Source organism: Hyphomicrobium zavarzinii ATCC 27496 (assembly GCF_000383415.1).
Taxonomy (GTDB): domain Bacteria; phylum Pseudomonadota; class Alphaproteobacteria; order Rhizobiales; family Hyphomicrobiaceae; genus Hyphomicrobium_C; species Hyphomicrobium_C zavarzinii.
Genome location: NZ_KB911258.1, coordinates 548,633 through 563,703 on the forward strand (window position 1 = coordinate 548,633; position 15,071 = coordinate 563,703).

Here is a 15,071-nt window from a genome sequence, read left to right on the forward strand (position 1 = left end):
AGTTTCCTCGGGGGTTTTTCGTTCGGTCAGTTATCCAGGAAGCTGCGGAGCTTCCGGCTCCGGCTCGGGTGCTTGAGCTTGCGCAGCGCCTTGGCTTCGATCTGGCGGATACGTTCGCGCGTCACCGAGAACTGCTGGCCGACCTCTTCGAGCGTGTGGTCGGTGTTCATGCCGATGCCGAAGCGCATGCGCAGCACGCGCTCCTCGCGCGGCGTGAGCGAAGCCAGCACCCGCGTCGTCGTCTCGCGCAAGTTGGCCGCAATCGCCGCCTGATCCGGCAGCACCGCATTGCGGTCCTCGATGAAGTCGCCGAGATGGCTGTCCTCCTCGTCGCCGATCGGCGTTTCGAGCGAGATCGGCTCCTTGGCGATCTTGAGCACCTTGCGCACCTTCTCGAGCGGCATGGCGAGCTTCTCGGCCAGCTCTTCCGGCGTCGGCTCGCGGCCGATCTCGTGCAGCATCTGGCGGCTCGTGCGCACGATCTTGTTGATCGTCTCGATCATGTGCACGGGGATGCGGATGGTGCGCGCCTGGTCCGCGATCGAGCGGGTGATGGCCTGACGGATCCACCACGTCGCATACGTCGAGAACTTGTAGCCGCGGCGGTACTCGAACTTGTCGACCGCCTTCATGAGGCCGATGTTGCCCTCCTGGATGAGATCCAGGAACTGCAGGCCGCGGTTGGTATATTTCTTCGCGATCGAGATCACGAGGCGGAGGTTGGCTTCCACCATCTCCTTCTTGGCCTGCCGTGCCTCGCGCTCGCCCTTCTGCACCGCCTTCACGATGCGGCGATACTCGGTGATCTCGAGGCCCGTTTCCGTCGCGAGCTCGTGAATGTCCTTGCGGATCTGCGCGATGCCGGGCCGCTCGTTCTTGATGAGGTTCGACCACTTCTTGCCGTTCTCGGCCATGCGGTCGAGCCAGGTCTGGTCCAACTCGTTGCCGAAGTACTCGTCGATGAACTGCTGGCGCGGCACGCCGTAGCTGTCGGCGAGGCGCATCAGGCGGCCCTCGAGGCCGACGAGACGGCGGTTGATCGAGTAGAGCTGCTCGACGAGGCTTTCGATACGCGCGTTGTTGAGCGAGAGGCTCTTCACGTCGGCGATGATCTCGTCACGCAGCTTCTCGTAGGCCTTCTGCTGCTGGCGCGAGCCGGATTCGCCCGCCACCTGCTGCTCCAGCTTCTTGTCCTGCTGCTTTCGCAGCTTCTTGTAGGTGCTGGCGATGTTGTCGAACGTCTCGAGTACCTTGGGCTTGAGCTCGGCTTCCATCGCGGCGAGCGAGAGCGCGTTCTCGAACTCGTCCTCGTCCTCGCCTTCGCCCTGGGCAGGCGGCGCGCCTTCCTCGGCGGCGGCTTCCTCTTCGCCCTCGCCGTCACCCGCGACTTGCGGAGGCGCCTTCGCCTCCGGACCCTCGTAGGTGGCTTCGAGATCGATGATGTCGCGCAGCAGAATCTTGCCTTCGTTGAGCTCGTCGCGCCAGATGATGATGGCCTGGAAGGTGAGGGGGCTCTCGCAGAGGCCCGCGATCATGGCTTCGCGGCCGGCCTCGATGCGCTTGGCGATGGCGATTTCGCCCTCGCGCGACAACAGCTCAACGGAGCCCATCTCGCGGAGGTACATGCGGACAGGATCGTCCGTGCGCTCGGCCGGTTCCGCGCGCGTCTCGGAGCGCGCGGGCAGGCCCGCGGAGACGACGGCGCGGCCGTCCTCCTCATCGGCGTCGGGCGCGGCTGCATCCGCGCCTTCCTCGCCTTCTTCCGTCTCCACCACATTGATGCCCATATCGGAGAGCATCGCCATGGTGTCTTCGATTTGATCCGGAGAGACCTCCTCGGATGGCAGCACGGAGTTCAGCTCGTCGAGCGTGACGTAGCCGCGTGCCTTCGCCGTCTTGAGCAGGCGCTTTACCGCCTGATCGGAGAGGTCCAGGAGCGGACTGTCGCGCTCCGTGGTCTCCGCCGTCGCGGTATCCTGCTCTTCGTTCTTTGCAGCGTTTGCCATGTGTCTCAACCGTCGCCAAAGAGTGAGGGAAGGGCGCAGCCTGGGCGCCCATGTTGTCTAGAGTGAAGCACCGCCAGCCAAGAGGCTGCGGTGGAACCGGCCGTCGAAGGTGCCGGTTCTGTCGGAAGGAGCACAGCGGGCGCCAAGCATCGAAGACCAGGAAGCCGCGCCATACGTCCCGAACCCGGCGGCGTCGACCTCGCTGAGGTGAAGCCCCCGACCCAAAATGGCCGAGCAGGTCGCGGTTCCGAACGTGGCGCTCCCCCTATCGTCAAGGCGTTGGGCCGAACACGGCCGCTGTATCGAATGAATCTGCACCGCTCAAAAGCTCGAGCTGACGCTTGAGATCGCAGATGCGTGCAAAGGACACCTCACTGCGGTCTTCATGCCAAGCCTGCTCAGCCGCCTCGAGCGATCGCTGAAGTCCCACGTGCCGTTCGTGCATCGCGAGGGCGTGGCGCCAGCCATCTTCCACCTCGGTGCGCCCGGCGTCGGGCTCAGCAAATCGATCGCACTTGTGCGAAACCGCGCGTTCGACAAGGGTCAAGGTCTTGCCTACGCTCGATTTGTTCAAGTGGGTTCGAAGAGTCTCCGTGTCAAGTGAATTGTCAAGGGCATGGGCAGAAAGGATCGCGTCCCGTAGCCCGGAAAGCGCAGTCGACGTAAACGGCAGCGCGGCGATGGATTCGGCCTGATCGTCGATCAGCCAGGGGTGATTCAGCATCACCTTGATCAGCAGGGCCTCCCGCTGGGGAGGCAGGCTGCTCTCGCCCGAGACGAGCGCACTTTTTCTGAGGCTCGAGCTAGGGTTAACGTGCTCCGGCGACTGCCCGAGGCCGGGCGCGAAGTTGCGCCCCGGTGCGCCCCGGCGCCCGCCTGCAGCGGCTCCGCCCGCACGGGCGCCCTGTCCGCCCGACCCGCGCGGCCAAGTGGCGCCTCCGTGGCCCCAGCGCCCGCCGCCTCCGCCGGACCGCGACCCTTCGCCCGAGTTTTTCCACCCGCTCTCCCCGGTGCCCCAGGCCGCGTCGAGGCGCTGCTTCAGGGCGTGCCGGTAGTGGGCGCGCACGCTTTCATCCTCGATTCGGGCGATCAGGCCCTTGAGGGTCTTTTCGAGACCGGCCCGCCTCTCGGGCGTCGACCAGTCACCCTGGCCCCATTCCCGCTCGAACAGAACATCGATCAGCGGACGCGACCGCCCGAGGCAGGCGTCGAGCGCGGCCGGTCCCTGCTGGCGTACCAGATCGTCCGGATCGAGTCCGTCCGGCAGGAAGGCGAACATCAGGCTCGCGCCGGGCTTCAGATGGGGAAGGGCGGTGTCGACCGCCCGGAATGCCGCGCGCTTGCCCGCGCTATCGCCGTCGAAGCAGAGGATCGGCTCGGCCGACATCCGCCAGAGCAGCTTGAGCTGGTCCTCGGTGAGCGCGGTGCCGAGAGGGGCCACGGTTTCCGTGAAACCAGCTTCCGCAAGCGAGATCACGTCCATGTAGCCTTCGACGGCCAGCACGCGTTCCTTGTCGTGCGCGGCGGGACGGGCGCGGTGGGCGTTGAACAGCAGGTGCCCCTTATGGAAGAGGGGCGTCTCCGGCGAGTTCAGGTACTTGGCGTTCTGGTCGGGATCGAGCGCACGGCCGCCGAACGCGACGATCCGGCCCCTGGCATCCGCGATCGGAAACATCACGCGATGGCGAAAGCGGTCGTAGGCAACGGGAATGTCGTCGCCTGCGATCAGCATGCCCGAAAGGGTCATCTCCTCCAGCGTATAGCCGGCCTTAGCCAGATGCTCCTTCAAGGCCGAGCGCGAATTGGGCGCATAGCCGATGCGGAAGGCCGCGAGCGTCTCCCGCTTGAGCCCCCGCTTCTCGATGTAGCGGCGCGCCTCGCTTCCGCTGGCGCCGGAAAGCGCCGCCTCGAAGAACTTCGCCGACTCTTCCATGAGCGCGAGCAGCCGCGTGCGCTCGTCCGCCCGCTCCTTGTCCTCGACCTCGGCCTTGGGCAGCACCACCCCGGCTTCGGCGGCCAGCTTCTCGACCGCCTCCGGAAAGCTCAACCCCTCGGTCGCCATCACGAACTTGAAGATGTCGCCGTGCTCGCCCGACGCGAAGCAGTGATAGAAGCCCTTTTGGTCGTTCACGAAAAACGACGGCGTCTTCTCCATCTTGAACGGTGAGAGGCCGGCGTATTCGCGTCCCTTGCGCTTGAGCGCAACCTTGCGGCCCACGACCTGGCTCACCGGGAGCCGGGCGCGGATCTCGTCCAGAAGGTGCGGCGAAAATCGCATGGGGTAATTGTTGGGTCCGGAAAGGCCAGAAAACCGATACAACGCGAGGGCTTAAAGCTGCCCGCTTTGCGTGACCGGACTGTACGTGATTCGCCTCACCCTCGCTGACCGGCTCCCGCTCCCAGCGCCGTTGTGAGCACAATCCACAGGGGGGCAACGGACGGCACGGACCAGGCGGCCCCAATCCGAACCTGCCGCTGCCCGCTGCCGGTTGGCTGCTGCCTACTTCAGCAAGTCTTTCAAAACACCGCTCGCCTTGCCGAAGTCCATCTGGCCGGCATAACGCTCCTTCAGCGCGCCCATCACGCGGCCCATGTCCTTGGGGCCGGCCGCGCCCAGCTCGGCCACGAGCGCCGCCACTGCCGCCTTGGTGCCTGCCTCGTCCATCTGCTTCGGCAGGTAGCCTTCGAGGACCGTGATCTCGGCTTTTTCCTGATCGGCGAGGTCGGTCCGGCCTGCTTTCTCATAGGTGGCGACGCTTTCGCGGCGCTGCTTCACCATCTTCTGTAGGATGGCGATCACCTCCGCGTCCCCGACCTCGACCGGCGCGGCACCGCCGACCCCCACCTCCCGGTCCTTGATAGCGGCCGTGAGCAGGCGAAGCGTGGAAAGGCGCGCCTTGTCGCCGGATTTCATGGCGTCTTTCACGTCCTGGGTGATGCGCTGGCGCATGGGGAAGCCCTCTTTCAGCATCGGAGTTCGGTTCGGCGCTATATAGGCGATGCGGGCGCCGAGGGCGAGGCTTGCCCGTCCGGAGAAGTCTTGTTTATCAAGCCAGCGTTTAACGACGCCCCATTCCTTGACGTGGTGGGCGCCCTCGCATAGGTTCCGCCGCGATCCATGGACCCTGCCTCGAGCGGACGCCACTTCCTTAGCGCGCGAACTGCTCCCTTGCGCGTGCCGAAAGCGCCCCTTCGAGCCCAGAATGAGCTCGTCGCCCGATGAAATCCACGCCCGCGCCTTGGTCCGACACGCCCGAAACGGCCCGCCTGGTGCTCGATGATGGAACCGTCATCTCCGGCATCGGCCTCGGTGCCGTCGGCACCGCCGTCGGTGAAGTGTGCTTCAACACGGCCATGACCGGCTACCAGGAGATCCTCACCGATCCCTCCTACGCCGGCCAGATCATCACCTTCACGTTCCCCCACATCGGCAACATCGGCACCAACGCCGAGGACACCGAGACGTCGAACCTTGCCTCCCGCTCGGGTGTGCGCGGCTGCGTCCTGCGCGCCGAGATCACCGAGCCGTCGAACTACCGCGCGCTCGCCCACTTCGACGAGTGGCTGAAGGCACGTGGCATCATCGCCATTTCGGGCATCGACACGCGCGCGCTCGCGGCCCGCATTCGCGAGAAGGGCATGCCGAACGCGGTCATCGCCCACGAGCCGTCAGGAAAGTTCGACATCCCCAAGCTCGCCGCCGAGGCAAAGGCTTGGTCGGGCCTGCTCGGTCTCGACCTCGTGCCGGATGTGACGAGCGGGCAGAGCTATTCGTGGGACGAGACCCGCTGGGTCTGGAACGAGGGCTACGGACGCAACGAGAAGCCCGACTTCCATGTCGTGGCCATCGATTACGGTTTGAAGCGCAACATTCTCCGCTGCCTCGCGTCCGCCGGATGCAAGGTGACGGTCGTCCCGGCCACGACGAAGGCCGAGGACATCCTGGAGCGTAAGCCCGACGGCGTGTTCCTTTCGAACGGCCCCGGCGATCCGGCGGCCACCGGTAAGTACGCCGTACCGGAGATCAAGAAGCTCATCGACTCGGGCCTGCCGCTCTTCGGCATCTGCCTCGGTCACCAGATGCTCGGTCTCGCCCTGGGTGCTCAGACCCGCAAGATGCACCAGGGCCACCACGGCGCGAACCACCCGGTCAAGGACTTCACCACCAACAAGGTGGAAATTACGTCCATGAATCATGGTTTTACGGTGGACCGCGACACGCTTCCCAAAGGCGTGGTGGAAACCCACGTCTCGCTGTTCGACGGCACCAACTGCGGCCTGGAGCTGGAGGGGCGTCCGGTCTTCTCGGTGCAGTATCACCCCGAAGCCTCGCCCGGCCCTCAGGACAGCCACTACCTGTTCACCCGGTTCGTGAACAAGATGCGCGAGCGCCGCTCGATGCCTCCCCAGTCGGAGCGCTGACCGGGCGGACGGACACTCATCATAGTCTCCGAAACTTCCTGCCGATGATCGACTTTTTCCCGCCTGCGCGTATAGGATGCGCGCCGGTTGTCGCGCCTCCCGACGACGGAGGCGCGCGGCGAACGAGGAACCAGAAGCAGAAACAAAGAGACGCCGAATGCGCCCAAGCCTGATTGCCTACTCGATGCTCGCCCTTGTCGCGGCGGCTCCCTCAGTGTCCGCCTGTGACGGCAAGGCAGAGCTGGAGGCCATCTTTACCAGCCAGCAGAAGCAGCCCTGGCGGACCGAGACCCAGTCCACGAGCGACACCGGTCTTGTCCAGAAGCAGACGATCGACTATCTGCCCCCTGATCGTGTTCACCGCACTGTGACGGCAGGCGATGAGTCGATCGAGACCATCGCCGTCGGCAATCTCACCTGGAGCAACGAGGGATCGGGCTGGCAGGAGATGAAGGCCGCTATCGGACATCTGGTGGTGACGCAGATGAAGAGCGCATTCGCGCCGCCCAAGATCACCACCGAGTTCAAATGCCTCGGCACGGTTTCCTATGATGGCAAGAGCTACCTCGGCTATCAGACGACGCCGGAGAAGGTTCAGGACAAGGAGCTGGCCCGCACGATTCTCGTCGACCCGGATACCAAGCTGCCCGCCTTGAATCTCGTCGCAGCGCCCGACCTCGCGGGCGAGCCGGTGGCGAAGGAGGTCTTCAGCTACCCGTCCGACATCAAGATCGAAAAGCCGCTCTAGACGGCCATTGTTGCGCCGCCGGACCATGCGCAACTGAGAGAAGAACAAGAAGGCCCGCCTCGCGCGTCGCGGCGCCGGGCTGAAAGAGTTGAGGAAGGAAACGACACGATGCGTTCGAAGTACGGCATTGCTGCCATCGCCTTGGCGGGCGTCCTCGGCCTAGCCGCGGCCGGGCCTGCGCTCGCGGATTGCTCGACCGAGGTGGCCCTGGCGGTCAATTCGCAGGGCAAGCAGAAATTCCTCCGCAAGGAGACGAGCATGATCACCGAGGCGGGCCCCGCCAACATGGTGGTCGAGTACCAGACCCCGGACCGCATGCGCCAGGTGCTGACGCCGCTGACCGAAGGAAAGCCCGTAGAGAGCATCGTCGTCGGCGAGAAGGCCTGGACGAACAGCGGGGACGGCTGGAAGGAGGCCCCGGCGCAGGAGGCCGAGCAGCTCGTTCAGTTCATGATTAAGAGCATCGCCCAGGTCTACCAGGAGGTCGGCAAGTTCGAGTGCATCGGGACGGAGACCGTCGAAGGCCGGGAGCTGCGCGCCTATCGTGGCCTTGACGAAGCGGCGAAGGACAGCAAGGAAGGCGCGAAGCCGCCCAAGAACGAAGCCGTCCGTATGATCTATCTCGATCCCAAGACGGGGCTGCCCGCCCGCAGCATTCTGGCCCGCGCGGGCTTCCTGGATAAGCCGATCTTCAAGGAAGTTTACACGTACCCGGACAACATCGTGATCGAAGCTCCTAAGGATGTCGTGAAATAGTAAAGCGGGAGCGCATAGAACTGTGCGAAGAGCGAGGGTGTCCAGAGGCACCCTCGTTTGCTGTCGAGGCTCCTCCGGATGCGTTCAACACGACGCAGGAGAGAGGCGTGCATCGCGGCGTCTCAGCTATAGCCAAACCTGAAACCGTCGAATAGAACCGGCCTCGCCATGCCAAAACGCACAGATATCGACTCCATCCTCATCATCGGCGCCGGCCCGATCGTCATCGGCCAGGCGTGCGAGTTCGATTATTCCGGAACGCAGGCCTGCAAGGCCCTGAAGGCTGAGGGATATCGGATCATCCTGGTCAATTCCAATCCGGCTACGATCATGACAGATCCGGAGCTGGCCGATGCAACTTATATCGAGCCGATCACCCCCGAGATCGTCGCCAGGATCATCGCCGACGAGCGCCGCCAGCGCCCCAACGACAAGCTGGTGCTGCTGCCCACGATGGGTGGCCAGACGGCCCTCAACACGGCGCTCGCGCTCGAGCGCCAGGGCGTGCTGGAGGAGCATGGGGTCGAGCTGATCGGCGCACGCGCCGAGGCCATCGACAAGGCCGAGGACCGCAAGCTGTTCCGCGAGGCCATGGACCGCATCGGCCTCGAAAGCCCGCGCGCGTCCATCGCCTCCTCGCCGCCCATTCGCGACGAGAAGGGCCACATCGTCCGCTACGACACCGCGGTTGGTTTCGCCGAGGCCATGAAGGCGCTCGACCAGATCGGCTTGCCCGCAATCATCCGCCCCGCCTTCACGCTCGGCGGCACGGGCGGCGGCGTCGCTTATAATCGCGAGGAGTTCGAGCAGATCGCGCGCTCCGGCATCGATGCCTCGCCCGTCGGCCAGATCCTGATCGACGAGAGCCTGCTCGGCTGGAAGGAGTACGAGATGGAGGTCGTCCGCGACAAGGCGGACAACTGCATCATCGTCTGCTCGATCGAGAACCTCGACCCGATGGGCGTTCACACCGGCGACAGCATCACCGTCGCGCCGGCCCTCACGCTCACCGACAAAGAATACCAGATCATGCGCGACGCCTCGCTCGCCGTTCTGCGCGAGATCGGCGTCGAGACCGGCGGCTCGAACGTCCAGTTCGCGGTGAACCCGAAGGACGGCCGTCTCGTCGTCATCGAGATGAACCCCCGCGTCTCGCGCTCCTCCGCGCTCGCGTCCAAGGCAACCGGCTTCCCGATCGCCAAGGTCGCGGCCCGTCTCGCCGTCGGCTACACGCTGGACGAGCTCGAGAACGACATCACCGGCGGCGCGACACCCGCGTCCTTCGAGCCGACCATCGACTACGTCGTCACCAAGATTCCGCGTTTCGCCTTCGAGAAATTCCAGGGCGCCGACACCACGCTCACGACCGCCATGCGCTCGGTGGGCGAAGCGATGGCCATCGGCCGCACCTTCGGCGAAAGCCTGCAGAAGGCGCTCCGCTCCATGGAGACTGGACTCACGGGCCTCGACGACATCGAGCTCGAAGGCCTCGGAGCTGGCGACGACAAGAACGTCATCCGCGCGGCCCTCGGCCGCCCCACGCCCGACCGTCTGCTCAAGGTCGCCCAGGCGCTTCGCCTCGGCCTCGATGCCGAGCAGGTGCACGCCTTCTGCAAGATCGATCCGTGGTTCATCGCGCGCATCAAGGAGATCCTCGACGTCGAGGAGCGCGTGAAGGCGCACGGCCTGCCCACGTCGGCCGAGCATCTCCGCTCGCTCAAGGCCATGGGCTTCTCTGATGCCCGCCTCGCGAAGCTCTCGGGCAAGACGGAGGCCGAGGTGCGTGCTGCGCGCCAGGCGGCCGACGTGCATCCGGTCTTCAAGCGTATCGACACCTGTGCGGCCGAGTTCGCCTCGCCCACGGCCTACATGTACTCCACCTACGAGCGTGGTCTCACCGGTCCTCCCGTGTGCGAGGCCGATCCGTCGAACCGCGAGAAGATCATCATCCTCGGCGGCGGCCCGAACCGCATCGGCCAGGGCATCGAGTTCGACTACTGCTGCTGCCACGCCTGCTTCGCGCTCACCGCCGCGGGCTACGAGACCATCATGGTCAACTGCAACCCCGAGACCGTGTCGACCGACTACGACACCTCGGACCGCCTCTATTTCGAGCCGCTGACTGCCGAGGACGTGCTGGAGATCATCCGCCGCGAGCAGCAGAACGGCACCCTCAAAGGCGTGATCGTTCAGTTCGGCGGGCAGACGCCGCTGAAGCTCGCGAGCGCACTTGAGGAAGCCGGCGTGCCGATCCTGGGCACGTCTCCGGACGCAATCGACCTCGCGGAGGATCGCGATCGCTTCAAGGCGCTGATCGAGAAGCTTGGCCTGCGCCAGCCGGAGAGCGGCATCGCCGCGACCCCGCAGGAGGCTGCCGCCATTGCCGAGCGCGTGAGCTTCCCGGTCGTGATCCGTCCGTCCTACGTGCTCGGCGGCCGCGCCATGGAAATCGTACACGACCGCGCCGAGGTGGACCGCTACATCGCGCGCCTCTCCGCGACGCTCGACCGTCCGTCGGAGCTCGTGGTTTCGGCCAAGCGCCCGCTGCTGATCGACCGCTATCTGGCGGACGCCATCGAGGTGGACGTCGACTGCCTCTCGGACGGCAAGGACACCTTCGTCGCCGGCATCATGGAGCACATTGAGGAAGCCGGCATCCACTCGGGTGACTCGGCCTGCTCGCTGCCGCCCCACTCTCTCTCGCCGAAGATCATCGCCGAGCTCGAGCGCCAGGCGCGCGAGCTGGCCCTGGCTCTCGGCGTCGTCGGCCTCATGAACGTCCAGTTCGCCATCAAGGACGACGAGGTCTACGTTCTCGAGGTCAATCCGCGCGCCTCGCGCACCGTGCCCTTCGTCGCCAAGGTGATCGGCAAGCCGATCGCGGCGATCGCGTCTCAGATCATGGCAGGTAAGCCGCTGGCGAGCTTCGGCCTGCAGGCGGCCAAGGTCGATCACGTCGCCGTCAAGGAAGCCGTGTTCCCGTTCGCCCGTTTCCCGGGCGTGGATCCAATCCTGGGTCCGGAGATGCGCTCCACCGGTGAGGTGATGGGCATCGACCGCGATTTCGCTGTGGCCTTCGCCAAGAGCCAGCTCGGTGCCGGCCAGAAGCTGCCTACCTCCGGAACGGTGTTCGTTTCGGTGAAGGACAGCGACAAGGACCGCATCGTGGGGCCGCTGCGCGAGCTTGCGGACCTCGGCTTCAAGATTATCGCCACCCGCGGCACCCGCCGTCACCTCGAGGCGCACGGGCTACAATCCGAGATTGTGAACAAGGTCCTGGAGGGCCGGCCTCACATTGTCGACGCCATTAAGAATGGCGAAGTAGCCTTGGTCTTCAATACAACCGAAGGTGCAAAAGCGGTGGCTGACAGCAAGGACATCCGCCGCACGGCCTTGCTTCACCACGTCCCCTATTATACAACTTTTGCAGGCGCGGTTGCCGTGACCCGCGCGATAAAGGCCTTGAAGGCCGATATCCTCAAGGTGGCTCCGTTGCAGGCCTATGTGGGCCGCGCTTCGTGAAACGTAGAGCCGCTCCGGGCATTATCTGACGGCCAAGTCCCATTAGAGTATCGGGATCTCGCGAATTAGGGTGCTGGCTACCGGCCAGGCCGAATGGGAGACTTTAGCGATGTCGATGGAACGTGTTCCGATGACGGTCGAGGGCTTCAAATTCCTCGAGGCGGAGCTGCACCGCCTGAAAGCCGAGGAGCGTCCCCGCATCATCCAGGCAATCGCGGAGGCACGCTCGCACGGCGATCTGTCCGAGAACGCGGAATATCATGCCGCCAAGGAAGCCCAGGGTATGAACGAGGCCAAGGTGGCCGAGCTCGAGGACAAGATCGGCCGCGCCGAGGTGGTCGACACCTCGAAGCTGTCGGGCGCCTCGATCAAGTTCGGCGCCACCGTCACCCTCGTCGACGAGGACACCGAGGAGAAGGTGAAATACAAGATCGTGGGCGACCTCGAGGCCAACGTGCGCGAGGGCAAGATCTCGATATCGAGCCCCATTGCCCGCGCCCTCATCGGCAAGTCAAAGGGCGACACGGCCGAGGTGACGACGCCCAAGGGGGCGCGCTCCTACGAAGTTCTCAAGGTCGAATGGAAGTAGAGTGAAGCGGCCGGACGGCCCGGAGCAGCAGGCCCGGGCCTCGTAACGCCGTATCAGGTGGTCTGTTGGATCAGGACGCAAGCGCCGAGGCGGCCCGGCCGCCGTCGGCTTTCGCCTACAGGGCCTTCACCCTCTATTGGGTTGCGCGCTTCCTCAACGGGTTCGCAATCCAGATCGTCTCCGTCGCCGTGGGCTGGCAGATCTACGACGAGACGCGCGATCCCTTTCTGCTGGGCCTCGTGGGGCTCGTCCAGTTCGCACCCGCGCTCGTCTTCGTGCTCGCAACCGGCACGGTCGCCGACCGCTACAATCGCCGCGCCGTCATGGCGCTCTGCATCGCGCTCGAGGCGCTCTGCGTAGCCGCCCTCGCGGGGTTCTGGATCCTGCACGCTGCCCGCGCGAGCGAGCACCATCCGATCTGGCCGGTTTTCATCATTCTGACCCTGTTCGGCGTGGCCCGGGCGTTCCTCACGCCTGCAGTGCAGTCGCTCTCCGCCAATCTCGTTCCGCGCGAGGTGTTCCCGAACGCCGTGACGTGGAACTCCTCGGCCATGCAGGCCTCCTTCACCATCGGCCCAGCCATTGGCGGCCTGCTGTACGGCCTCTCGTCGATGGTTCCCTATGCTGTCGCCTTCGTTCTGTTCGCGATCGCGGTCGTCCTGGTGGCGATGATCCCGAAGCCCGCGCAGAAAACCATCTCCGAGGCCCGCTCGATCGAGACCATGCTCGCGGGCGTCCGTTACATCTGGAGCAACCCGGTCGTGCTGGGCGCCGTCTCGCTCGATCTCTTCGCGGTGCTGCTCGGCGGCGCGACGGCGCTTCTACCGGTATTCGCTCGCGACATCCTGGAGGTCGGACCCTGGGGGCTCGGTCTTCTGCGCTCGGCCGCCGGCGTCGGCGCCCTCGTGGTCGCGCTCTGGCTGGTGCGCCACCCCATCCGCGACCACGCGGGGCGGGTGATGTTCGCGGGCGTGGCCGCTTACGGACTGTCCATCATCGTGTTCGGCCTTTCGACGACGCTGTGGATCTCGATCCCGGCGCTGTTCCTGATGGGCGCCTCCGACATGCTGAGCGTCAACGTCCGCGCCACGCTCATTCAGCTCGCGACGCCCGATGACGTCCGCGGCCGCGTGACGGCCGTGAACAGCGTCGCCATCGGCGCATCCAACGAGCTGGGCGAGTTCCGGGCCGGCACCATGGCCGCGTTCATCGGCGCTGTCCCCGCGGTGGTGATCGGCGGCGCGGGCACGCTGGTGGTCACCGCGATCTGGACCCGCCTGTTCCCGGGCCTCTACGCAAAGCGGCGATTGACCTGATCTGATCGCGCGCGTGTCTCAGGCTTCTTCGTCCGGCCCCGTGAGCGGCACGCCGGGCACGCGCTTGGCGCGCCGGATGGCGAGGTTGGTCTTCACGCTCGCCACGTTGGGGGCGGCCGTCAGCTCCTTCAGGATGAAATCCTGGAACGAGCGAAGGTCCGGCGCCACGCACTTGAGCACGTAGTCGCTTTCGCCCGAGAGCATGTAGGCTTCGCGCACCATGGGCCAGCCCAGCACCCGGTTCTCGAACGCACGAAGATCGCCTTCTGCCTGACTATGCAACCCGACCATGGCGAACGCGGTCAGCTCGAAACCCAGCGCCGCCTCGTCGACCAGCGCCGTATACCCCTGGATGACCCCCGCATCCTCCAGCGCGCGCACGCGCCGCAGGCAGGGAGGTGCGGAAAGCCCCACTCTCTGGGCAAGCGCCACATTGGTGAGCGCCCCATCGGCCATAAGCTCGCGCAGGATGCGCCGGTCGGTTGCGTCGAGACGGAGGGACATCGGTCTTTCTCGAAAAGAATTGCTGCATGACCTAAGGGCAGACGCGCAACAAATGCAAAGAATACCTGTCGTGGACCATTGCACTATTGCTTCGCATGCCGAGTCCGGCAGGACTCGACAGAGCGAGCGCTACCGGGGAAGGTGAGGCATGCAGAATGCGACACGGGTGACGGGACGAATGCGCTCGGGGCATGCGCGTCCCCTCGCCGGGGCGAGCGCATGGATCATCAGCGATGGCAAGGCCGGCCATGAAGCGCTCTGCCGCGGCGTCGCCGAGGCCTTGGGGCTCGCTGCCGAAGTGAAGCGCGTTTCGCCCGCGGGACTTTGGAGAGCGCTCGCGCCTTGGGGCCCTGTCCCGCCGAGCGAGAAGTTCGGAACGCCTCACACCCCGTTCGCGCCGCCCTGGCCGCAGATCGCGATCGCCGCCGGGCGCACCACCACCCCCTACATACGTGCGCTGAAGAAGAAAGCCGGCCTCAAGACTTTCACGGTCGTGCTCATGGACCCGAAGACCGGCCCCAGGACGGCGGACCTAGTCTGGGTGCCCGAGCACGACAGGCCACGCGGACCCAACGTCGTGGTCACGCTTACCGCGCCCCATCCGCTCTCGCCGGAGCGGCTCGCCGATCTGCGTGCGCGGCCGAGCGGAGCGATCACAGCCTTGAAGAGCCCGCGCGTGGCGGTGCTCGTCGGAGGGCCGAACGACCGCTACCGCTATCCGAAGCCCGTGATCGACAAGCTCTCGGAGACGGTGCGCTCGCTTGCCGGTCTCGGAGCGGGCCTCATGATCACCGCGTCCCGCCGCACGCCGCCCGAGCTCGTTGCGACGCTGGACGACGTGGCGCGCGAGGCGGGCGCGCTTTTCTGGAAAGGGGAGGGACCCAATCCCTACCCGGAGTTTCTTGCCAATGCAGATGCCTTCCTCGTTACCGCCGACAGCATCAACATGGCGGGTGAGGCGGCGGCCACCGGGCGCCCGATCTATGTGTTCGAGCCGGAAGGCGGCGCCGACAAATTCACGGCTTTCCATGCCGCGCTGCGGGCGAAGGGCGTGACGCGCATCGCGCCGGACCGCTTCGGCGGGCTCGACACCTGGAGCTACACACCCCTTTACGCCGCCGACGTCATCGCTGATGAAGTCGAGCAGCGCTGGCAGCGCCGCAAGAGCCTGCTGGCGGGGCTGACCTGACGCCTGTCCTCAGCGAGCA

The 15,071-nt window shown here is 65.5% G+C and carries 11 protein-coding genes; 7 read left to right on the forward strand and 4 right to left on the reverse strand.

The genetic code is table 11. The features are described from left to right. Nucleotides 1-26: 26 nt before the first annotated feature. From rpoD to F812_RS0113830, 3 genes are all read right to left on the reverse strand, one after another. On the reverse strand, nt 27-2,006 hold the full coding sequence (gene rpoD / locus F812_RS0113820) for an RNA polymerase sigma factor RpoD (RefSeq protein WP_020086581.1): 1,980 nt from the start codon (nt 2,004-2,006) through the stop codon (nt 27-29). A gap of 271 nt (nt 2,007-2,277) precedes the next feature. Then, nucleotides 2,278-4,284: a DNA primase gene (gene dnaG, locus F812_RS0113825; protein ID WP_020086582.1), complete on the reverse strand. Its 2,007-nt coding sequence runs from the start codon at nt 4,282-4,284 to the stop codon at nt 2,278-2,280. A 222-nt stretch (nt 4,285-4,506) separates the two neighbouring features. Beyond that, nucleotides 4,507-4,977, reverse strand: a complete 471-nt coding sequence (locus F812_RS0113830; RefSeq protein WP_020086583.1) for a GatB/YqeY domain-containing protein — start codon at nt 4,975-4,977, stop codon at nt 4,507-4,509. A gap of 248 nt (nt 4,978-5,225) precedes the next feature. Between F812_RS0113830 and carA the strand changes: the two genes are divergently transcribed. The 6 genes from carA (at nt 5,226) to F812_RS0113860 (ending at nt 13,359) form a co-directional block, all read left to right on the forward strand. Next, nucleotides 5,226-6,428 (forward strand): glutamine-hydrolyzing carbamoyl-phosphate synthase small subunit, encoded by a 1,203-nt coding sequence (carA, locus tag F812_RS0113835; protein ID WP_020086584.1) that lies wholly within the window; start codon nt 5,226-5,228, stop codon nt 6,426-6,428. Nucleotides 6,429-6,585: 157 nt separating this feature from the next. After that, nucleotides 6,586-7,176, forward strand: coding sequence for a hypothetical protein (locus tag F812_RS0113840; protein WP_020086585.1), 591 nt, complete (start codon nt 6,586-6,588; stop codon nt 7,174-7,176). Nucleotides 7,177-7,284: 108 nt separating this feature from the next. Then, a complete protein-coding gene (locus tag F812_RS0113845) occupies nt 7,285-7,932 on the forward strand; it encodes a hypothetical protein (protein WP_020086586.1) in 648 nt (215 codons plus the stop codon). Nucleotides 7,933-8,100: 168 nt separating this feature from the next. Further along, nucleotides 8,101-11,454, forward strand: coding sequence for a carbamoyl-phosphate synthase large subunit (gene carB / locus F812_RS0113850; RefSeq protein WP_020086587.1), 3,354 nt, complete (start codon nt 8,101-8,103; stop codon nt 11,452-11,454). Between the two features lie 115 nt (nt 11,455-11,569). After that, entirely contained in the window at nt 11,570-12,043 is a 474-nt protein-coding gene (gene greA / locus F812_RS0113855; protein WP_026868122.1) for a transcription elongation factor GreA, read from the forward strand. A gap of 65 nt (nt 12,044-12,108) precedes the next feature. Next, the gene (locus F812_RS0113860; RefSeq protein ID WP_020086589.1) at nt 12,109-13,359 is read left to right on the forward strand and encodes an MFS transporter; all 1,251 of its coding nucleotides are present in this window, start codon (nt 12,109-12,111) and stop codon (nt 13,357-13,359) included. Between the two features lie 18 nt (nt 13,360-13,377). Here the strand turns inward: F812_RS0113860 and F812_RS0113865 are convergent, their stop codons facing one another. Beyond that, nucleotides 13,378-13,863 (reverse strand): Lrp/AsnC family transcriptional regulator, encoded by a 486-nt coding sequence (locus F812_RS0113865; protein WP_020086590.1) that lies wholly within the window; start codon nt 13,861-13,863, stop codon nt 13,378-13,380. 148 nt (nt 13,864-14,011) lie between these two features. Here F812_RS0113865 and F812_RS0113870 point away from each other — a divergent pair, with 148 nt between their 5' ends. After that, complete coding sequence (locus F812_RS0113870) at nt 14,012-15,052, forward strand: mitochondrial fission ELM1 family protein (protein ID WP_245257680.1); 1,041 nt, start codon at nt 14,012-14,014, stop codon at nt 15,050-15,052. Nucleotides 15,053-15,071: the final 19 nt, after the last annotated feature.